The following is an 18896-nucleotide window of genomic DNA, read 5'->3' as shown; positions in this document are numbered from 1 at the left end:
CCGGGTCCGTGACCCGGTGGCGGGATGAATTGCACGAGCCGATGGAGCGTTGGTTCCTGATGCTCGCTGCGCTGGTACTGCTGGCCGCCGGCATCGGCATGCGTACGCCGACGCCCTCCGACGAGCCGCGCTTTGCGCTGGTCGCGCACCAGATGGCGGCTTCCGGCAACTGGCTGATCCCGCATCGCGGCACCGATTGGTATTCGGACAAGCCGCCGCTGTTCATGGCGGCGCAGGCCGCGTCGCACGCGTTGACGGGCGAGTGGCGCATCGCCTTCCTGCTGCCTTCGCTGCTGGCCTCGCTGGGCACCTTGTGGCTGGTCTACGACCTTGGCCGGCGGCTGTGGGGACATCGCGCGGGGCTGTGGTCGGCGCTGGCGCTGCTGTGCACGGTGCAGTTCGTGTTTCAGGCCAAGCGCGGCCAGATCGATCCCACGGTGACCTTCTTCGTGACCGCGGCGAACGTGGGCATCCTGCGGCACCTGCTGTTGGGGCCGGATCGTCGCGCGCTGTGGCTCGGCTGTTTCGCGGCGGGGCTGGGCGTCATCACCAAGGGCGTTGGCGTGCTGGCCTTCCTGATGGTGTTGCCGTGGTGGTTTGCGCGCACATACCGCTGGCAGGGGCTGAGCGGCGACAGCGGCGGCGTGGCGACCTGGCTGGGCGGTGCGCTGGCGTTCGCTGCTGCGCTGGCGTTGTGGTTGGTGCCGCTGGCGATGTACGTGCATACGCACGACAGCCCCGAAGCGCGCGCATACATCAACGACATCTTCGTGAACCAGACGGTGCATCGCTACGTGCATCCCTGGAACAGCTTCCAGCCGCCGTGGTTCTACCTCGAGGTGATCTTCACTTCGTGGCTGCCCTTGAGCCTTGCGCTGCCGTGGTTGCTGCCCGCATGGCGGCAGGCCTTGCGCGAACGCGACGCGCGCGTGCTGTTGCCGCTGGCGTGGGCGGTGCTGCTGATCGTGTTCTTCAGCCTTACGCGCGCCAAGCGCGATGTGTACATCATGCCGGCGTTGCCGTTGTTCGCGCTCTGTGCGGGGCCGTGGCTGCACGACATCCTGCAGCGTCGCCGCGCGCAGTGGGTTGCGCTCGGCTTTGTGCTGCTGCTCGCCTTGCCGCTGATCGCGCTGGGCGTGCAGGCCCTGGTGCATCCATCGGCCTGGATGCTGCGATTCGCGGAGGCACGACAGCTGGGTGCGCAGGCCGCGTCCTTGTGGCGCGCCTTCGTGGCGATGGGCGCGTGGATGCTGGCGTGCGCGGCCGTATTCCGCCTGCGCCGCGCCGGTGCGGGCATGCTCGCCGCCATGGCCGGCGTATGGCTGGTATGGGGGCTGTGGGTGGCGCCGCTGCTGGCGCGCGCCAGTTCGCAGGAACCGCTGGTGCAGCGCGTGCAGCAGGTCGTGGGGTCCGGGCAGCTGGCGCTGGTGGCGTGGAAGGAGGAGTTGCCGCTGGCCTTCCATCGCAAGGTGATCGACTTCGGCTTCGTCACGCCGTGGCACGAACAGCTGGCCGATGCGATCCGCTGGCAGGAGCAATCGCCCGGCGATCGCTGGGTGCTCATCCTGGCGGACGTCATGGCGCCTTGCATCGACAAGGCGGCGACGCTGGACATGGGCGTCACCAGCGGCCGCGACTGGCGGTTGTACCGACTGGACGCGGTGGCGCCGGCCTGTCGCGGCGGCGTGGTGCCCGCGGGCGACGTGGACGACTGGGGCGGCATTGACCGGCGTCGCTGAGCGCCGTCATCCGGCACGGAGCCGCTCCGTTTCTGCTACGTAATGCATATCGGCTTCTTTCGAGTTTTCAGCGTGACGACATCGACCGACACTTCCGCTCCGCCATCGACGCCGCTACGCCGCGGCGTGGACGCGGCCATGGCGATGCCGTGGCTGTGGTGCTGGCTGGTCGCCGCGCTCATCGCCATCTTCCAGCACGGTCCGATGCCGATGTATTCCACGCGCACGCTGTCGGTGGCGTGGGAAATGTGGTTGCGCCATAGCTTCCTGGTGCCTTACCTCAACGGGTTGCCGTACAGCGACAAGCCGCCCTTGCTGCTGTGGCTGATCCATCTCGGCTGGGCCGTTGGCGGCGTCGGCGACGTGTGGCCGCGTCTATTGGAGGTGCTACTGGGTGCGGTGCAATTGGTGCTCGTGCATCGGCTGGCGTTGCGGCTGTTTCCCGATCGTCCCGAGGTGGCGCGTTCCGCGCCGTGGATCGTCGCCGCCTACAGCTTCGGTTTCCTGTTCGGCCTGCAGGTGATGTACGAGGTGCTGCTGGCCGACTGCGTGCTGGCGGCGCTGCTCTGTCTTGCGCCCACGCCGCGGAAGGAGGCGCCGCGCTTCGTCGGGTTTGCGCTGGCAGTGGGGTTGGGCCTGCTCACCAAGGGCCCGGTGATGCTGCTCCACGTAGCCTTCCCGTGGCTGCTCGGTCCGTTGTGGAATCGCTGGGCGAAGCAAGAGCGTCGGCGCTGGTATGTCCGGGGCGCGCAGGCATTGATCGTCGGCGTGCTGGTGTTGCTGGCGTGGGTGCTGCTGGCCACTACCATGGGTGGCGAAAGCTACCGGCAGAAACTCGTGGTGCACCAGACCGCCGGCCGCGTGGTGGACTCGTTCGCGCACGCCGAACCGTTCTGGTGGTATCTGCAGATGCTGCCCGTGCTGTTGCTGCCTTTCAGCTTGTGGCCGCGCGCATGGGCCGCTTTGTTCTCGCTGCGGCGTCCGCTGGAAGCCGGCATCCGCTTTCTCGCCTGCTGGCTGTTGCCGGTGTTCGTCGGTTTCTCTGTGGTCAGCGGCAAGCAGCCGTACTACATGCTGCCGGAGTTTGGCGGCTATGCGCTGCTGATGGCGGCTGCCCTGTCGTTGATGCAACACAAGCCATCTGGTAGCTCGCGCTGGCTCGGTCCGTGGCCGCTCGCGTTGGCCTGCGCCGCGGCTGGCGCGACGCTGATCAGCCTGGGGGCGCTGCTGCGCGCGGGACATATCCGCGACCATTTCTATGCGGCGCTGCTTCCCTACAGCGTGCCCTTCGGTATCGCCTTCCTGTTGCTGGCCTTGCCGCTGGTGTTGCTGCGCAAGGGCGAGGTCTATCGCGTCGCGCTGGTTGGGCTGATCGCGGTCGTCACCGCGCATGGCCTGTTCACGCTCACCTTGTGGCCCGCCTACGACTTCACGCCGGTGGCGCGCATGCTGGCGCATGCGGAAGCGGGCGGTCGCCCGGTGGCGAACCTGGAATCCAACGACGGCCAGTACACCTTCCTCGGCCGCCTGACTGAGCCGGTCACGCAACTCCACAGCATCGACGACGTCCGGCGCTGGGCGCAGACGCACCCGCAAGGCTTGGTGATCACTTATCCGCGCCGGCTTACGGCGGCCGATCGTGCCAACGCCGTCTATATCCAGCCGTTCCGCGGCATCTGGCTGGCGGTGTGGCCGGTGTCGGCCTTCGTGGATGCGCAGGCGCGCGGGCAGTTGGACGAGTAAGAGCCGGTTCAAAATCTCCGCTAGCGCGCATCTTTCCTACTCGTCATTCCGGCGCAGGCCGGAATGACGGTGAGGACATTGGGCTCTCGAGCGGGATTTTGACTAGGCTCCAGGCGCCGCACTCAAGCGGCATGCTGCCGTGCGCTGCGTGGCGGCATGCCGGTCCAGCGCTTGAATGCGCGGCGGAATTCGCGCGGATCGCTGAAGCCGATTTCCAGGCCGATCTCCGCCACGCTCAGCGTGCCGCCATGCAGCAGTTCCAGCGCGCGCTCGGCACGCACGCGGTCGTGGATTTCGCGGAACACGCGCCCGCCTTCGGCGAGCCGGCGGCGCAGCGAGCGTTCGCTCATGTTGAGCATGCGCGCCACGTCGGGCAGCCGTGGCTGGTTGCGCAGATGGCTGCGCAGCAGGCGCTCCACCGAGGCGACGATTTCCTGCTGCGGTCCGTCCACGTCGTGCTGCTGCGTGCACAGGCTCAGCGCCTGCTGCGCGGTCAGCGGATTGTGCGTGGGCAGCGGATGCTCCAGCCACTGCGCGTCGATCACGATGCGGTTGTGGCGCGCGCCGAACAGCAGTTCGCACTGGAAGAACTCGGCATAGTCCTTCGCATGCGCGGGGCGTGCGTAGGTCAGTTCCAGGCGCAGCGGTTGGAAGCCGGGGCCGGCCAGCTCCCGCGCGATGGCCAGCGAGCTCGCGAACAATTCTTCGCACAGGAACGGCAGCAAGGGCGCGTCGTTGAAACGCGGCCACACGGCCAGCGCCACCTCGCGCGGGCCGACCACCTCGAAACTCACATCGACCAGGCTGCCGCTCACGCGGTGATGGGCGATGCCCACCTTCATGGCATCGCCGAAAGTGGCCGAGGTCATCATCGCCAGGCCGAGCAGGCCGAAGCTGCCCAGCGTTTCGCCGCGGCCCACGGCCAGGCCCAGGCCGGGCTCGCCCGTGGCCTGCAGCGCCCGCCGGATCACCGAGTGCGCCTGCCGGTAAGAAATGCGCAGCGTGGGGTCGTTGAGCTGCTCGCGCGTCAACCCGGAGCCTGCGAACCAGCCATCGCAGCGCAAGCCGCGCGACAGCGCCAGTTGCGTCAGATGCACCAGGATGTTCGGCGGCGTTTCGGCCACGGTGTAGCGCGCGCCGGCCCCCGGCGGCGCGGCGTCATCGATGGCATGGCTGACGGCAACAGACGTCATGTAATGAGCTCCCACCCCCTGAGAGCGCCGGACACGTCCGGCGATACCCCTTGATCTATATCATGGCCTCCGGCCCGCCGCCTTGCGCAATGCACAAGGGGCCTAGAGGAGAACGCCGATGAACGCATGCCCGGTCCGTTTCCGCCGTGCCTTCCTCCCCGCCGTGCTGCTGGTCGCGGCCTGTACGCCCGTGAAGACCGCCGCGCCCGCGCTGTCGCCGGACGAGGCGAGATCGGTGGCCGCCTCGCTGCAGACGGCCGAGCTACTTCCCGCCGCGCCCCGCGCCGGTACGCCGCGCTACGAGGCCGACCGCCAGGTCTTCCTCGCCACGCGCAAGCTGCAGGACACACCGCGCTGGACCCTGGCCCAGCAGGACGTGGACTACGCCACGCCGAAGCTGATGGCGGATTTCAGCTGCGCCATGGGCGTGTCGCTGGATGCTGCGACACTGCCCAGGCTGGCCGCCCTGGTGGATGCCACCAGCAGCGCGGCGGACGCTTCCACCGGCCCGGCGAAAAAGGCCAACCAGCGCCAGCGTCCGTTCCTGATCGACCAGGGCGCGACCTGCCAGTCCTCGGCGCAACTGGCCAAGAGCTTCGACTATCCCTCCGGCCACGCCACGCGCGGCTGGGCGGTGGGCCTGGTGCTGGCCGAGCTGGCGCCGGATCGGGCCAGCGACCTGCTGCTGCGCTCCCGCGCCTTCGGCGACAGCCGCGTGGTGTGCGGCGTGCACAATCTCAGCGCGATCGATGCGGGAGCGATGAATGGCGCGGCCGTGGTGGCGGTGCTGCATGCGTCGCCCGCGTTCCAGGCGAGCCTGGCGGATGCGAAGCGGGAGCTGGACGCGTATCGGAAGGCGAATGCGGCGTCGGTGGATGCGAAGTGTTCGGCGGAGAAGGTGTTGATTGAATCTACGCCCTACTGATGGAGCGAGGAGTGAGTGAAGAGGAGTGAGAAAACAGAGAAAGGCAGAGGCCTTCTCTCACTACTCACTTCTCTTCACTCACTTCTGTCCTTTCCACTGCTGCACCCACCCCGTGAGATCCGCCAGCTGCTTGTCCTGCCCATCGCGCATCGTCATGCCCACTGCAGCACCGGCGACATGGCCGGATGGATCAATCAGGATCAGCGTGGGATAGACGTTCACGCCCAGCGTGTCGATCAATGCCTGCCCGTCGTGCAGCACGGGCCAGCGAAAGCCGCGATCGTCGACGAAGGCGCGCGCGGTGTCCGCATCCTCGTAGGTGATGGCGACAAAACCCATGTCGCCGTTCGCCTTGGCGTAGGCGTTGAGCACGGGCACTTCGGCGATGCACGGCGCGCATTCGGCGAAGAAGAAACTCACCAGGGTGTAGCGTCCGCGCAGGTCGCCTGAGTGCAGCGTGCCGCCTTGCAGCGAGGGCAGCTCGAACGGCGGAAACGCGCTGCCGCGTCCGAACGAAAAACGCCCCGTGCCGCTGGTGGTGCCGGGCGGGCGAAGCCGGAGCATGGCGGCGTTCGCCTTGCGGTCGGTGGTGCTGCTGTAGTCGCGCCCCGTGCCGAGCTGCTGCGCGAAGGCGGCGTAATCGATCGGCTTGCCGTTGGCGTCGAGGTAATGGACGTCGGGCGAGGTGCCCAGTTGCAGCGTGGCGACGAAGCGTTGTTCGTCGTCCTGCGCGGGCGTGGCGTGCAGCGACGGCGCGAGGCATGCCATGGCCAGCATCGACGCGAACCGTGCCGCGTACCGCATGCGCATCTCCCGTCGAAAGAGGCCGGCGTTTTCGCACCGGCCCCGTGTCCCGCTTACTCGCCGATGGTGAGCAGCGAGGCGTTGCCGCCCGCGGCGGTGGTGTTGATGGTGAGCGTGCGTTCGCCCGCGAAACGCAGCAGGTAGTGCGGGCCGCCGGCCTTGGGGCCGGTGCCGGACAGGCCTTCGCCGCCGAACGGCTGCACGCCGACCACCGCGCCGATCTGGTTGCGGTTGACGTAGCAGTTGCCCACGCGCGCGCGGCTCTGGATGAACTCCACCGTGTCGTCGATGCGGCTGTGGATGCCCAGGGTCAGGCCGTAGCCGGTGGCGTTGATGGAGTCGACCACCTTGCCCAGCTCGTCGGCCTTCCAGCGGATCACGTGCAGCACTGGGCCGAAGATCTCGCGGGTCAGCGTGGACAGGCCCGGGATTTCATAGGCGCGTGGCGCGAAGAAGGTGCCGTTGGCGGTGGTGGCGGGATCGAGCTTCACCTCGCCGATCTTCTTCGCTTCCTTGTCCATGCGCGCGGCGTGGTCCACCAGGATCTTCCTGGCGTCCTCGTCGATCACCGGACCCACGTCGGTGGACAGCTGGCCCGGGTCACCCACCTTCAGTTCTTCCATCGCGCCGGCGAGCATCGCGCAGACCTTGTCGGCGATGTCTTCCTGCACGAACAGCACGCGCGCGGCGGAGCAGCGCTGGCCGGCGGACTGGAAGGCGGAGGAGATGACGTCCTTGACGATCTGCTCCGGCAGCGCGGAGGAGTCGGCGATCATCGCGTTCTGGCCGCCGGTCTCGGCGATCAGCGCGGCGATGGGCGCGTTGCGCGCGGCGAGCGCGCGGTTGATCGCCCAGGCGGTTTCGGTGGAGCCGGTGAAGGCCACGCCGGCCACGCGCGGGTCGCGGGTCAACGCGGCGCCGACGGTGGCGCCGTCGCCCGGCAGGTACTGCAGCACTTCGGCCGGCACGCCGGCTTCGTGCAGCAGCTTCACGGCGGCGTAGCCGATCAGGCTGGTCTGTTCGGCGGGCTTGGCGATCACGGCGTTGCCGGCGGCAAGCGCGGCGCTGACCTGGCCCAGGAAGATCGCCAGCGGGAAGTTCCACGGGCTGATGCAGACGAACACGCCGCGGCCGTTGAGGAACAGCTGGTTGCTTTCGCCCGTGGGGCCCGGCAGCTGTTCCGGATGGCCAAACAGGCGGCGCGCCATGGTGGCGTAGTAGCGCAGGAAGTCGGCGGCCTCGCGGATTTCGGCAATGGCGTCCGGCAGGCTCTTGCCCGCTTCGCGCACGCACAGCGCGATGAACTCGCCGCGGCGCGCTTCCAGCAGTTCGGCGGCATGCTCGAGGATCGCCGCGCGGCTGGCGGCCGGCAGGCGATCCCAGCTGTGCTGCGCGGCGACGGCGTTGGCCAGCGCCTTGTCGACGGTGGCGCTGTCGGCGGCGACGTAGCTGCCCACGGCCTGGCGGCGGTCGGCCGGATTGGTCACCTCGACGGTGGCGCCGGCGCTCTTGGCGCCCGGCACCAGCGGCTCGGCGTTCCACGGGCCGTTCTTGCTCTGGATCGCCTCGGCGAGGGCCTTCAGTTCGTTGTCGTTGGAGAAGTTGACGCCCATGGAATTCTTCCGCAGTTCACCGTAGAGATTCACCGGCAGGGGGATGCGCGGGTGAGGGATGGAGGCAAAGGAGCGCACGGTCTCGCACGGATCGGCGACCAGTTCGCGCACCGGCAGCGTTTCGTCCACCACGCGGTTGACGAAACTGGTGTTGGCGCCGTTTTCCAGCAGGCGGCGCACCAGGTAGGGCAGCAGGTCTTCGTGCGTGCCCACCGGCGCGTACACGCGGCACGGCACGTTGAGGTTCTGCTTGCCGATCACCTCGGCGTAGAGGTCCGTGCCCATGCCGTGCAGGCGCTGGTATTCGTACGGGCGCCCCTGCGCGAGGTGATGCACGGCGGCGATGGTGTGCGCATTGTGCGTGGCGAACTGCGGGTAGATCAGTTCCACGCCGGCGTCGAACAGCTTGCGCGCGCAGGCCAGGTACGACACGTCGGTGTTCGGCTTGCGCGTGTACACCGGGTAGCCGGAAAGGCCGTTTTCCTGGGCGCGCTTCACTTCCGCGTCCCAGTAGGCGCCCTTCACCAGGCGCACGTACCAGCGGCGGCCGGTGGCGCGCGCGGTTTCGATCAGCCAGTCGATGACGAACGGCGTGCGCTTGGAATACGCCTGCACCACTATCCCTAAGCCATTCCAGCCTTGCAGCGAAGGATGCGCGAACACGTCGCCGATGATGTCGAGCGAGAGTTCCAGGCGATCGGCTTCTTCCGCGTCCACCGACAGCGCGATGCCCTGTTTCATGGCGAGCTGCGAGAGTTCCAGCAGCTTGGCGGTGAGGTCGCGGCGGGCGATTTCGCGCTTGGCCACTTCGTAGCGCGGATGCAGCGCGGACAGCTTCACGGAGATCGACGGCGCATCGGTGTGGTTGGCGAACGGGCCGCGCGAACCGATGGAGGCGATGGCGTTGCGATAATCCTGCTGGTAGCGCTCGGCGGTTTCGCTGGTGAGGGCCGATTCGCCCAGCATGTCGTAGGAGTAGCGGTAGACCGCGTATTCCTTCTGCGCGCAGCGGTCCAGCGCGTCGCTGATGGTCTGCCCCATCACGAACTGGTGGCCCATGATGCGCATGGCCTGGCGCACGGCCAGGCGGATGGCCGGCTCGCCCGCGCGGCCCACCAGGCGGCGCAGCGCGCCGGTGAAATCGTGGCGGGTTTCCTCCGACAGCGTCACCAGCTTGCCGGTGAGCATCAGGCCCCAGGTCGACATGTTGACGAACAGCGACTCGCTCTGGCCCAGGTGCTTCTTCCAGTTCGCATCGCCCAGCTTGTCGCGGATCAGCTTGTCCGCCGTGCTCTTGTCGGGGATGCGCAGCAGCGCCTCGGCCACGCACATCAGCAGCACGCCTTCCTCGGACGACAGGTCGTACTGGCGCATGAAGGATTCGACCGCGCTCTGGTCCTTGGCGCGGGCGCGCACGCGGGTCACCAGGTCGGCGGCCAGGTCGATGACCTTCTCGCGCTCGACGGGCGGCAGGGTGGCCTGGGCAAGCAGGTCGTTGACCGCTTCGGTTTCGTCGCGCAGCCAGTTGGCGGTGATGCGCGCGCGCGCCGGCTCCACGCCGGTCGGCAATTCGGGGCTGAGAATGGGCTGTGTCACGGGTTTCTTGGGCCGAAGCGTTGGTGGGGCGGGGAATCGCGGGATTGTACTGGTGGGGGGATACGCACGCACCCGTACGCGGTGTTGCGGTGCGGCAGGGCGCAGCCACACATATATATGTGGCTGGGGTATATGTGGCTGGGGCGGCGGAAAGGGGGGGCCCGGATCGGACAGGAGCGACTGGTCAAGCGGTGGCCGTCGGAAAGCCCGGACGCTCGCCGGCCGGTATGTGGCAAACCGTCGCACCTCCCGCGCATCCCGTGGAGACACGCGCGGGCATCGCGGCCGTGCGCAGCCCAAGCCCATGACAATTCACGCAATCGCGCTGAGACGCGCATCGCACGCGCGCCGCCCAGCACACCCGCGCGCATTCATCCCTGCTTCAAATCAAGCACATGCGGCGTTGTTGCTCCCCGACGCGCTCGCGGCCTATCATGCCTGCGTTCCAGGCACGCCGGGTTCTCATGATCGTGCTTCGACCAGCAGTGGCCGGCTTGCCGTGCGCAACGATGTGGCTCAAGCCCAATCGTGCCCTCAGCCGCCGCGACCTGCGTCGACTGATCGGAGGCCTGGCGGCGCTGGCGCTGACGACGGCCGTGTTGGGAGCATGGCAGGGGAATGTCTTCGCTCCTTTATTCGCACTGGTCGAGTCCACCGCGGTGGCTTTCGCCTTGGGCGTGGCCTGGCGGGCCGGCGACCGCAGCGAACGCATCACCCTCGACGAATCGTCGCTGGAGGTGCAATTCCTGCCAGGTCGGCGCAGTGCGCGCTTTCAGACGTATTGGGTGCGTGTACGGCTGGTGTCTGGCGAAGGGAGAGGCCGTCTGTTGCTGACATCGCACGGACGGGAAGTGGAAATCGGGGCTTTCCTCGGGGAAGAGGAGCGTGCCGAGCTGTCAAGGAAACTCATGGTGTTGCTGACGGAGCTCAACCAACAGCGACGCAGGTAGGTTCAACAAAGGTGCATCACGACATGACATCTGGCGGCATCAGGCCTGGCGGTATCAAGCGAGCGGTCACGGCAGCACTCTTCGCACTCACGATGTTCGGCGGCGTGGCCCTGGCCAATCCGCAGCCCGGGCAGCTGAACATGACCCGCGGCGTTTCCACCTGGTCGCCCGAGGCCTACTTCCTCAACAACGTCGCCTTCGGCGTCTGCGTCGTCATCGGCATCCTGGTGTTCGGCGCGATGTTCATCGCCATGTTCCGCTTCCGCAAGTCGCGCGGCGCGGTGGCGGAAAAGTGGTCGCACAACACCACGCTGGAAATCGTGTGGACCACCATCCCCGTGGTCATCCTGATCGTGCTGGCGTACCTCGCCACTGGCGGGCTGCGCACCTTCGCCGACACCACCGGTTCGGAGATGACCGTCAAGGTCACCGGCTACCAGTGGAAGTGGCGCTACGACTATGTCGACTACAAGGGCAAGGCGATCGACAAGGTCGGCTTCATGTCCAAGCTCGACAAGGAAAGCGACGAGACGCGCCAGCTGAATTCGGGCCTGGATCCGAACGCGGTGAAGGTGGACGGTTACAACACCTACCTGATCAACGTGGACAAGCCGCTGGTGGTGCCGGTGGGCACCAAGATCCGCTTCGTGATCACCGCCGGCGACGTGATCCACTCGTGGTGGGTGCCGGCGCTGGGCTGGAAGATGGACGCCATCCCCGGCATCGTCAATGCGGCCTGGACCAACATCACCGAGCCGGGCGTGTATCGCGGCCAGTGCGCCGAGCTGTGCGGCCAGGACCACGGCTTCATGCCGATCGTGGTGAAGGCGCTGCCGAAGGCCGAGTTCGAGAAGTGGCTGGCGGACCAGGAGGCCGAGGCCAACAAGCCGGCGCAGCCTGCCGCACCGGCGGCGGCTTCCACCGCTGCCGCGCCGGCCACGGCGCAGGCAACCGACGCACCTGTTTCGCAGGGTCATCAGGGCTGAGCGATCAGCCCCATCACAGCATTCGTATTTAGGTAGAGGTGTAAGGCATGGCCCACGCAGCTACACACGATCATCACGACGATCATCACGGCGCGCCCAAGAATTTCTTCGTGCGTTGGTGCATGTCCACCAACCACAAGGACATCGGCACGCTGTACCTGGTGTTCTCGCTCCTGATGTTCTTCATCGGCGGCAGCTTCGCGATGGTGATCCGCGCGGAACTGTTCAAGCCCGGCTTGCAGCTGGTGCAGCCGTACTTCTTCAACGAAATGACCACGATGCATGCGCTGGTCATGATCTTCGGCGCGGTGATGCCGGCCTTCGTGGGCCTGGGCAACTGGATGATCCCGCTGATGATCGGTGCGCCGGACATGGCGCTGCCGCGCATGAACAACCTGTCGTTCTGGATCCTGCCGTTCGCCTTCGCGCTGCTGCTGTCCACGCTGTTCCTCCCGGGCGGCGGCCCGGCCGGCGGCTGGACGATGTACCCGCCGCTGTCGCTGCAGGGTGACTCGGTGGCGTACCTGGTGTTCGCGGTGCACCTGATGGGCATCAGCTCCATCATGGGCGCGATCAACATCATCGCGACCATCCTCAACATGCGCGCGCCGGGCATGGACCTGCTGAAGATGCCGGTGTTCGTGTGGAGCTGGCTGATCACGGCGTTCCTGCTGATCGCGGTGATGCCGGTGCTGGCGGGCGCGGTGACCATGCTGCTCACCGACAAGTACTTCGGCACCAGCTTCTTCAATGCCGCGGGTGGTGGCGACCCGGTGCTGTTCCAGCACATCTTCTGGTTCTTCGGCCACCCCGAGGTCTACATCATGATCCTGCCGGCCTTTGGCCTGGTGTCCGAGATCATCCCGACCTTCGCGCGCAAGCCGATCTTCGGCTACAAGGCCATGGTGTTCGCCATTGCGTCCATCGCCTTCCTGTCGTTCATCGTGTGGGCGCACCACATGTTCGCGGTGGGCCTGCCGCTGGGCGGCGAGATCTTCTTCATGTACGCCACCATGCTCATCGCGGTGCCGACGGGCGTGAAGGTGTTCAACTGGGTCAGCACCATGTGGGGCGGCTCGATGACGTTCGAGACGCCGATGCTGTTCGCCGTGGCGTTCGTCATCCTGTTCACCATCGGCGGCTTCTCCGGCCTGATGCTGGCGCTGGCCCCGGCCGACTTCCAGTACCACGACTCGTACTTCGTGGTGGCGCACTTCCATTACGTGCTGGTGACCGGCGCGATCTTCGCCATCATCGCCTCCACCTACTACTGGCTGCCGAAGTGGACCGGCCACATGTACAGCGAGTTCTGGGGCAAGGTGCATTTCTGGAACAGCGTGGTGTGGGTGAACGTGTTGTTCTTCCCACAGCACTTCCTGGGCCTGGCCGGCATGCCGCGCCGCATTCCCGACTACAACGTCGCGTTCGCCAACTTCAACATGATCAGCTCGATCGGCGGCTTCCTGTTCGGCGCCTCGCAGCTGATCTTCGTGGGCGTGATCGTGCATGCGGTGTGGTTCTCCAAGAAGAAGGCGCCGGACCGCGTGTGGGAAGGCGCGCGCGGCCTGGAGTGGACGCTGCCGTCGCCGGCGCCGTACCACACCTTCGAAGTGCCGCCGGTGATCCACGACGAAGAACTGGCCCACGGCCACATCGACGATTGATGCCACGCATGACCGCTCCGGTTTCGCGCCGGGGCGGAGGGAAGCGGACGGATGAAGCAGTCACCGACAACCACGATCGAGCAGTCCCGCAGGAAGGGTGTGCGCCTCACCGTCACGGTGTTCGGCGGCATCGCCTTCGCGATCTTCGTGCTCTCGTTGTTGCAGGGGCTGAAATACTCCTGAGGCGGCCCTAGCCGACTTTCCATGTCGTACCGTTGACGTAGACAGAGCATTCCACAGGGATCTCACATGGCTCAGCAACAAGGTGTTTATTTCGTACCCTCCAAGAGCCAGTGGCCGATCGTGGCCGCGGTGGTCATGTTCGTCACCGTGCTCGGTGCCGCGCACTGGCTGAATGCGCCGCCGGGCGAGGCCAGCCTTGGCAAGACCCTGCTCACCGTCGGCTTCATCGGCATCCTGCTGATGTTCTTCGGCTGGTTCCGCTCGGTGATCCGCGAATCGCTGGCGGGCAACTACAACAGCCAGGTGGACCGCTCGTTCCGCATGGGCATGATGTGGTTCATCTTCTCCGAGGTGATGTTCTTCGGCGCCTTCTTCGGCGCGCTGTTCTACGCCCGCATGTTCGCGGTGCCGTGGCTGGGCGGTGAAGGCCATGGCGTGCTGACCCACCAGTTCCTGTGGGACAACTATTCCGCGGCTTGGGGCGCGGGCGGCGGCAATGGTCCGGAACGCATCGGCGGCAACTTCCAGACGGTGGCGCCGTGGGGCCTGCCGCTGCTGAACACGCTGATCCTGCTCACCTCCAGCGTCACCGTGACCATCGCGCACCATGCGCTGAAGGCGGGCCATCGCGGCAAGATCCTGGTGTTCCTCGGCCTTACCGTGCTGCTGGGCGCCACCTTCCTGTGGTTCCAGGCGCACGAGTACATCGAGGCGTACAAGGAGCTCAACCTCACGCTGCAGAGCGGCGTTTACGGTTCGACCTTCTTCATGCTCACCGGCTTCCACGGCATGCACGTGACCCTGGGCACGATCATGCTGGCCATCATCTGGCTGCGCGTGGCCAAAGGCCATTTCACCAAGGAACACCACTTCGCCTTCGAAGCGGTGGCTTGGTACTGGCACTTCGTCGACGTGGTGTGGCTGGGCCTCTTCATGTTCGTGTACATCCTCTGAGGCGCTGGCGCGTCGCAGCAGAAAGCCCGCCGGAAGGCGGGCTTTTTTGTTGGCTCCAGAGTGGCCGCCGGGAGCGGCCGGACGGCCCAAAAAACCAAGGCCCGCCAGTGGCGGGCCTTGGGGGAACCGGATGTCGCAAGCAGGGCGCTGGCGACGGCGGGAAGCTACAATTACTGGCCCACGCCGTGGGGGTGGAGCCAGCCCATCCAGATGCCCAGCACCACCATCAGGATGAGCAGCACCGACAAACCGATGCGGCGCGTCAGCGCCCACACCGTGCGCTTGCTGCCTTCCTTGTCGGTCATCATGAAATACAGGGCCTTACCAAGATTGAACAGCACCACCAGCAGCAGAATCACCAGCGCATATTTGTAGATGGTTTCCACGTGATAGGTCCGAACGTTTTAGACATCCGCAGTATAGCGGCCGTGCACGGTGCCACTGCGTGAAGTGGCTGCGCCGTCCGTCGTGGTTCGCGCTGCTGCTCACCGTGGCCGGTGCCTTGCTTTTCATACGTTTGGGCGTGTGGCAGCTGCATCGCGCGGACGAGAAGGAGCAGATTCTGCGGCGGTATGCCACAGCGCAAACCACCGCTCCGCGCGACTTTGCCGCAGTGGCCTCAAATCCCCCCGTGGATGCGTTCGCGCGCATTCGCGTGCACGGCCAATACCTCGCCGATCGCCTCTATCTGCTGGACAACCCCAAGCACGACCAGCGCGGCGGGGTGGAAGTCTATGCGCCTTTGCGCCTGCGCAACGATGCACGCCTGCTGCTGGTGGATCTGGGTTTCCTGCCCGGCAACGGCACCGACCAGGCGCCGCAGCTGCCGCCTCTCCCCACGGGCGAGCAGGAGCTGCAAGGTCTCTACGTACCGGCGCCCGGCGTCGGCTTCGAGATGGGCGGCAACGCACTGGCGCGCCAGACGCGCTGGCCGAAAACCACCGTCTATCTCGATCTGCCGCAGGTGGCCGCCGACCTTGGCGCCACGCTGTATCCGCAGGTGCTTCTGCTCGATGCGGACCCTTCTTCCATCTACGTGCGCGAGCACACCGTCGATTTCTCGTCGATGCCGCCCGCGCGTCATCGTGCCTATGCGTTCCAGTGGTTCACCTTCGCCGTGGCGGCGGTGGTGATCCTGCTGGTGCTGCACCGTCGCCGTCCTTCCCGACCGGACCAGCCATGAATTCACCCGATCCCGCCGCGCTGCGCAAAAGCCGCCTGAAACTGCTGTTGATCGCGCTGGTGTTCGCCGCGCCCATTTTCGGCGCGATGTTGCTGACGCTGTCCGGCTGGCAGCCCAGCGGCAAGGCCAATGGCCAGCCGGTGACGCCGCAGCGCAACTTCGCCGCCGAGCAGATTCCCATCTCGCTCAGCAATGGCGACACCTGGGAATGGCGCGCGAAGGAGCCGCAACTCACCCTCGTCGCGCTGGCGGGTCCTGGTTGCGCGAAGCAATGCATGGACGTGCTGACCAAGATCGCCGCCGCGCGCATCACACTCAACCAGAACGCCCCGCGCCTGCGCCTGCTCTACGTGGGCAAGCCGCCGGCCGATGCCGCCGCCAGCGGCATGACCACCTACTGGAAGCTGGGCCAGGATTCGATGGGCGCACTGGCGCCGTTCACGCCGACCGCGCCCGATACGGTCAACGCGCTGCTGGTCGAGTCGGACGGCACGGCGCTGTCGTTCTATCCTGCGGGTTTCGACCCCACCGGCCTGCGCAAGGACCTCCAGAAGGTGATCCGTTGATGACCGCCCGTTCCCTCAAAGTGCTGCGCGGCCTTGCCTTGCTCGCGGCGGTGTTCGCCTTCGGCGTGGTGATGTTCGGCGCGTTCGTGCGCCTTTCCAACGCGGGCCTCTCGTGTCCGGACTGGCCGACCTGCTACGGCCGCGCCACCTGGCCGGAGCAGCAGCATGAGATCGCGCAGGCCAACCAGGCGTTCCCCGACCGCCCTTATGAAACGCACAAGGCCTGGCGCGAACAGGTGCACCGCTTCCTTGCCGGCACGCTGGGCACGCTGGTGCTGGTGCTGGCCCTGGTCGCCAGCTGGCGCCGGCCGTGGGCGCGCTACGCGGTGATCGTCGGCGCGATCTGCGCGGCGGTGGGCGTGGGCATGTACATCCGCGGCGAGCATCACTGGTCGCTCTGGATATCGCTCGCCGCCATTGCGTTACCGCTGATCGCCGCCATGGGGCTTGACCGCCCCGGCGCGTGGCGCATCAGCGTACTGGCCTTCGCCGTGGTGGTGTTCCAGGCCATGCTCGGCATGTGGACCGTGACCTTGCTGCTCAAGCCCATCGTGGTGATGGGCCACCTGATGGGCGGCATCACCACGTTTGCGCTGCTGGCCTACGCCGCGCTGCGCTTCGCGGGCGTGGGCGCGACCAACGACAGTTACGCCGGACTGCGTACCGCCGTGGTGGTGGGCATCGTGCTGTTGCTGGCGCAGATCGCGCTGGGCGGCTGGACCTCCTCCAACTATGCGGCGCTGGCCTGCGGCACGGACTTCCCCAAGTGCCTGGGGCAATGGGCGCCGCCCACCGATTTCCGCGAAGCCTTCGTGCTGTGGCGTGGCATCGGCGTGAATTACGAAGGCGGCGTGCTGGACATGGCCGCGCGCAGCGCCATCCAGATCACGCACCGCATCGGCGCGCTGGTGGTGTTCTGCTATCTGGCGTGGCTGTCGCATCGCGTCTCGCGCCGTGGCCTGCGCGCGCAGGGCCTCGCCATCGCCGTGGTGCTGGTGGCGCAGGTGCTGCTGGGCATCAGCAATGTGCACTTCGGACTGCCGCTGCCGGTGGCCACGCTGCACAATGGCGTGGCGGCCCTGTTGCTCTTCACGCTGCTGGCGACGCTGGCGCGCACGCAGAAGCGTCAGGGCGACGCGATGTTTCTTTCCTACGGGCACCGTTGACGATGAGCAGCCGTTTCCATGAGTACCTGGAACTGACCAAGCCGCGCGTCGTCGCGCTCCTGGTGTTCTGCGCCGTCATCGGCATGTTCCTCGCCGTGCCCGGCATTCCGCCGTGGCGCGCGCTGGTGTTCGGCACGCTCGGCATCTGGATGGCCTCGGCCTCGGCCGCCGCGTTCAACCACCTGATCGACCAGCGCATCGACAAGGTGATGGCGCGCACCGCGCATCGCCCCCTCGCCACCGGCCAGCTCACGCCGCGACAGGTGTTCGTCTTCGCGCTGGTGCTGGGCGCGTTATCGATGGCGGTGCTGGTGGTGCTGGTCAACCCGCTCACCGCGCTGCTCACCTTCGGCGGCCTGATCGGCTACGCGGTGATCTACACGGCGTACCTCAAGCGCGCCACGCCGCAGAACATCGTGATCGGTGGCCTGGCCGGCGCGATTCCTCCGGTGCTCGGCTGGACTGCGGTGACCGGCGAGCTGCATGCCTTCGCGCTGCAGCTGTGCCTGATCATCTTCGTATGGACGCCCCCGCATTTCTGGGCGCTGGCGATCTTCCGCCGCGACGACTATTCGCGCGCGCAGGTGCCGATGCTGCCGGTGACGCACGGCGTGGTGTTCACGCGCTGGCACGTGCTGTTCTACACGATCCTGCTGGTGCTGGTGACTCTGCTGCCGGCGCTGACGGGGTACAGCGGCATGGTGTATCTGGGTGGTGCTGTCGTGCTGGGCGCGGGTTTTCTGTATTACGCGGTGCGGCTGCTCAATCCGCCGGATGAGTTTTTCGCGATGAAGGTGTTCAACTATTCCATCGTGTATCTGATGGCGTTGTTTGCGTTTCTGCTGGCGGATCATTGGTTGATGGAGCCGTTGGTGCAGCATCAGGGTGTGGTGTTCGAGCGCACGGTGTAGTGGACCGCCTGATGCTTTTGCTCCCTCTCCCCGGCGGGGAGAGGGTTGGGGTGAGGGGTGGGTGCTTGCCTCAGCGTTTCATTCTTTAGCCGTCATTCCTGCGAAGGCAGGAATCCAGTGACTTTGCTTTTGGCTGTCGCGTGGCGGTGATTGGCGCCTTCGTGCGTTCCCGCGACCTGGCCGCCTACGCGGCGGGCGTTCCGACCTCCTGCCGGAGGCCGGGTCACTTTCTCTTGCTTGCCCAAGAGAAAGTAACCAAAGAGAAGGGCCCCCCGGAATCGGCGCCTATCGGGCTGAAGCCCGATAGGTACGCGGCCGGGTTCCGGGCTTTTCGACGGGGCATCCTGCCCCGACGAAAAGTGCCTGGCATCCTGCCAGGCACCCCTGCGGGGCCTGATCTCCACCCGCCCGCCGCCTCATACGGGGACCCGGAAGATCAAGAGCGAGAGCCGACGGCTCGTGCCGCTGCGCGGCACCTCGCGTCGCGGCAGGCGCGCAACGCCTGTCTTGGAGGCTGTTCAAAATCTCCGAAGCAACTCCATTCCCTCACCGTCATCCCCGCGAAAGCGGGGATCCAGCGACTTTACTCGCTGCGAGAAGGTGCAAAGACACTGGATGACCAGCCATTCGGCTGTTGATGAAGCGCCTCCCGCTTTCGCGGGGATGACGGTGAGGAGAACTGCGCGCTCACGCTAGATTTTGAACATGCTCTAAGAGCTG

At 66.6% G+C, this 18896-nt stretch carries 16 protein-coding genes; 12 read left to right on the top strand and 4 right to left on the bottom strand.

Features of this window, described 5'->3' with window-relative positions; translation table 11 throughout:
- Window positions 1-41 precede the first annotated feature (41 nt).
- Both BDW41_RS20770 and BDW41_RS20765 read left to right on the top strand, forming a co-directional pair.
- On the top strand, window positions 42-1739 hold the full coding sequence (locus BDW41_RS20770) for a glycosyltransferase family 39 protein (RefSeq protein ID WP_074552216.1): 1698 nt from the start codon (window positions 42-44) through the stop codon (window positions 1737-1739).
- Window positions 1740-1811: 72 nt separating this feature from the next.
- Window positions 1812-3482, top strand: a complete 1671-nt coding sequence (locus tag BDW41_RS20765) for a glycosyltransferase family 39 protein (RefSeq protein ID WP_233496975.1) — start codon at window positions 1812-1814, stop codon at window positions 3480-3482.
- Between the two features lie 122 nt (window positions 3483-3604).
- Here BDW41_RS20765 and BDW41_RS20760 read toward each other — a convergent pair whose 3' ends face one another.
- Entirely contained in the window at window positions 3605-4675 is a 1071-nt protein-coding gene (locus BDW41_RS20760) for an AraC family transcriptional regulator (protein ID WP_083337841.1), read from the bottom strand.
- Window positions 4676-4793: 118 nt separating this feature from the next.
- On the opposite strand from BDW41_RS20760, the gene BDW41_RS20755 reads away from it, so the two are divergent.
- Window positions 4794-5600, top strand: a complete 807-nt coding sequence (locus tag BDW41_RS20755; protein ID WP_074552215.1) for a phosphatase PAP2 family protein — start codon at window positions 4794-4796, stop codon at window positions 5598-5600.
- A gap of 78 nt (window positions 5601-5678) precedes the next feature.
- Here the strand turns inward: BDW41_RS20755 and BDW41_RS20750 are convergent, their stop codons facing one another.
- Together BDW41_RS20750 and putA are read right to left on the bottom strand one after the other, a co-directional pair.
- On the bottom strand, window positions 5679-6404 hold the full coding sequence (locus tag BDW41_RS20750) for a TlpA disulfide reductase family protein (protein WP_074552214.1): 726 nt from the start codon (window positions 6402-6404) through the stop codon (window positions 5679-5681).
- Between the two features lie 53 nt (window positions 6405-6457).
- A complete protein-coding gene (gene putA, locus BDW41_RS20745) occupies window positions 6458-9613 on the bottom strand; it encodes a bifunctional proline dehydrogenase/L-glutamate gamma-semialdehyde dehydrogenase PutA (RefSeq protein WP_074552213.1) in 3156 nt (1051 codons plus the stop codon).
- 509 nt (window positions 9614-10122) lie between these two features.
- On the opposite strand from putA, the gene BDW41_RS20740 reads away from it, so the two are divergent.
- The 5 genes from BDW41_RS20740 (at window position 10123) to BDW41_RS20725 (ending at window position 14350) form a co-directional block, all read left to right on the top strand.
- Window positions 10123-10563, top strand: a complete 441-nt coding sequence (locus tag BDW41_RS20740; RefSeq protein WP_074552225.1) for a DUF2244 domain-containing protein — start codon at window positions 10123-10125, stop codon at window positions 10561-10563.
- Between the two features lie 23 nt (window positions 10564-10586).
- On the top strand, window positions 10587-11549 hold the full coding sequence (gene coxB, locus BDW41_RS20735) for a cytochrome c oxidase subunit II (protein ID WP_074552212.1): 963 nt from the start codon (window positions 10587-10589) through the stop codon (window positions 11547-11549).
- Between the two features lie 47 nt (window positions 11550-11596).
- Window positions 11597-13213, top strand: a complete 1617-nt coding sequence (gene ctaD / locus BDW41_RS20730) for a cytochrome c oxidase subunit I (RefSeq protein WP_074552211.1) — start codon at window positions 11597-11599, stop codon at window positions 13211-13213.
- A 51-nt stretch (window positions 13214-13264) separates the two neighbouring features.
- Window positions 13265-13396, top strand: a complete 132-nt coding sequence (locus tag BDW41_RS23880; protein ID WP_255412990.1) for a hypothetical protein — start codon at window positions 13265-13267, stop codon at window positions 13394-13396.
- Between the two features lie 66 nt (window positions 13397-13462).
- The gene (locus BDW41_RS20725; protein WP_074552210.1) at window positions 13463-14350 is read left to right on the top strand and encodes a cytochrome c oxidase subunit 3; all 888 of its coding nucleotides are present in this window, start codon (window positions 13463-13465) and stop codon (window positions 14348-14350) included.
- Window positions 14351-14520: 170 nt separating this feature from the next.
- Here BDW41_RS20725 and BDW41_RS20720 read toward each other — a convergent pair whose 3' ends face one another.
- A complete protein-coding gene (locus tag BDW41_RS20720; RefSeq protein WP_074552209.1) occupies window positions 14521-14736 on the bottom strand; it encodes a twin transmembrane helix small protein in 216 nt (71 codons plus the stop codon).
- Window positions 14737-14795: 59 nt separating this feature from the next.
- On the opposite strand from BDW41_RS20720, the gene BDW41_RS20715 reads away from it, so the two are divergent.
- The 4 genes from BDW41_RS20715 to cyoE are packed head-to-tail and all read left to right on the top strand — an operon-like array spanning window position 14796 to window position 18176.
- On the top strand, window positions 14796-15533 hold the full coding sequence (locus BDW41_RS20715; protein ID WP_074552208.1) for an SURF1 family protein: 738 nt from the start codon (window positions 14796-14798) through the stop codon (window positions 15531-15533).
- Window positions 15530-16099, top strand: a complete 570-nt coding sequence (locus BDW41_RS20710) for a hypothetical protein (protein ID WP_074552207.1) — start codon at window positions 15530-15532, stop codon at window positions 16097-16099. Before BDW41_RS20715 ends, BDW41_RS20710 begins: the two co-directional genes overlap by 4 nt.
- A complete protein-coding gene (locus tag BDW41_RS20705) occupies window positions 16099-17265 on the top strand; it encodes a COX15/CtaA family protein (RefSeq protein WP_074552206.1) in 1167 nt (388 codons plus the stop codon). Before BDW41_RS20710 ends, BDW41_RS20705 begins: the two co-directional genes overlap by 1 nt.
- A 2-nt stretch (window positions 17266-17267) precedes the next feature.
- Window positions 17268-18176 (top strand): heme o synthase, encoded by a 909-nt coding sequence (gene cyoE, locus BDW41_RS20700; RefSeq protein WP_074552205.1) that lies wholly within the window; start codon window positions 17268-17270, stop codon window positions 18174-18176.
- The last annotated feature ends 720 nt before the right edge of the window (window positions 18177-18896 follow it).

Source organism: Dyella sp. AtDHG13 (assembly GCF_003201105.1).
In the GTDB taxonomy this organism is placed as follows: Bacteria; Pseudomonadota; Gammaproteobacteria; order Xanthomonadales; family Rhodanobacteraceae; genus Dyella; species Dyella jiangningensis_B.
The sequence above is the reverse complement of the archived record's forward strand: the minus strand, read 5'-3'. Positions and strand labels throughout refer to the sequence as shown.

What these genes read in the sequence shown, in the direction of transcription:
- BDW41_RS20770 (WP_074552216.1), top strand. Translation starts at nt 42, where the DNA reads ATGGAGCGTTGGTTCCTGATGCTCGCTGCGCTGGTACTGCTGGCCGCC.
- BDW41_RS20760 (WP_083337841.1), bottom strand. Translation starts at nt 4,675, where the DNA reads ATGACGTCTGTTGCCGTCAGCCATGCCATCGATGACGCCGCGCCGCCG.
- BDW41_RS20755 (WP_074552215.1), top strand. Translation starts at nt 4,794, where the DNA reads ATGAACGCATGCCCGGTCCGTTTCCGCCGTGCCTTCCTCCCCGCCGTG.
- BDW41_RS20750 (WP_074552214.1), bottom strand. Translation starts at nt 6,404, where the DNA reads ATGCGGTACGCGGCACGGTTCGCGTCGATGCTGGCCATGGCATGCCTC.
- BDW41_RS20740 (WP_074552225.1), top strand. Translation starts at nt 10,123, where the DNA reads ATGTGGCTCAAGCCCAATCGTGCCCTCAGCCGCCGCGACCTGCGTCGA.
- coxB (WP_074552212.1), top strand. Translation starts at nt 10,587, where the DNA reads ATGACATCTGGCGGCATCAGGCCTGGCGGTATCAAGCGAGCGGTCACG.
- ctaD (WP_074552211.1), top strand. Translation starts at nt 11,597, where the DNA reads ATGGCCCACGCAGCTACACACGATCATCACGACGATCATCACGGCGCG.
- BDW41_RS23880 (WP_255412990.1), top strand. Translation starts at nt 13,265, where the DNA reads ATGAAGCAGTCACCGACAACCACGATCGAGCAGTCCCGCAGGAAGGGT.
- BDW41_RS20725 (WP_074552210.1), top strand. Translation starts at nt 13,463, where the DNA reads ATGGCTCAGCAACAAGGTGTTTATTTCGTACCCTCCAAGAGCCAGTGG.
- BDW41_RS20710 (WP_074552207.1), top strand. Translation starts at nt 15,530, where the DNA reads ATGAATTCACCCGATCCCGCCGCGCTGCGCAAAAGCCGCCTGAAACTG.
- BDW41_RS20705 (WP_074552206.1), top strand. Translation starts at nt 16,099, where the DNA reads ATGACCGCCCGTTCCCTCAAAGTGCTGCGCGGCCTTGCCTTGCTCGCG.
- cyoE (WP_074552205.1), top strand. Translation starts at nt 17,268, where the DNA reads ATGAGCAGCCGTTTCCATGAGTACCTGGAACTGACCAAGCCGCGCGTC.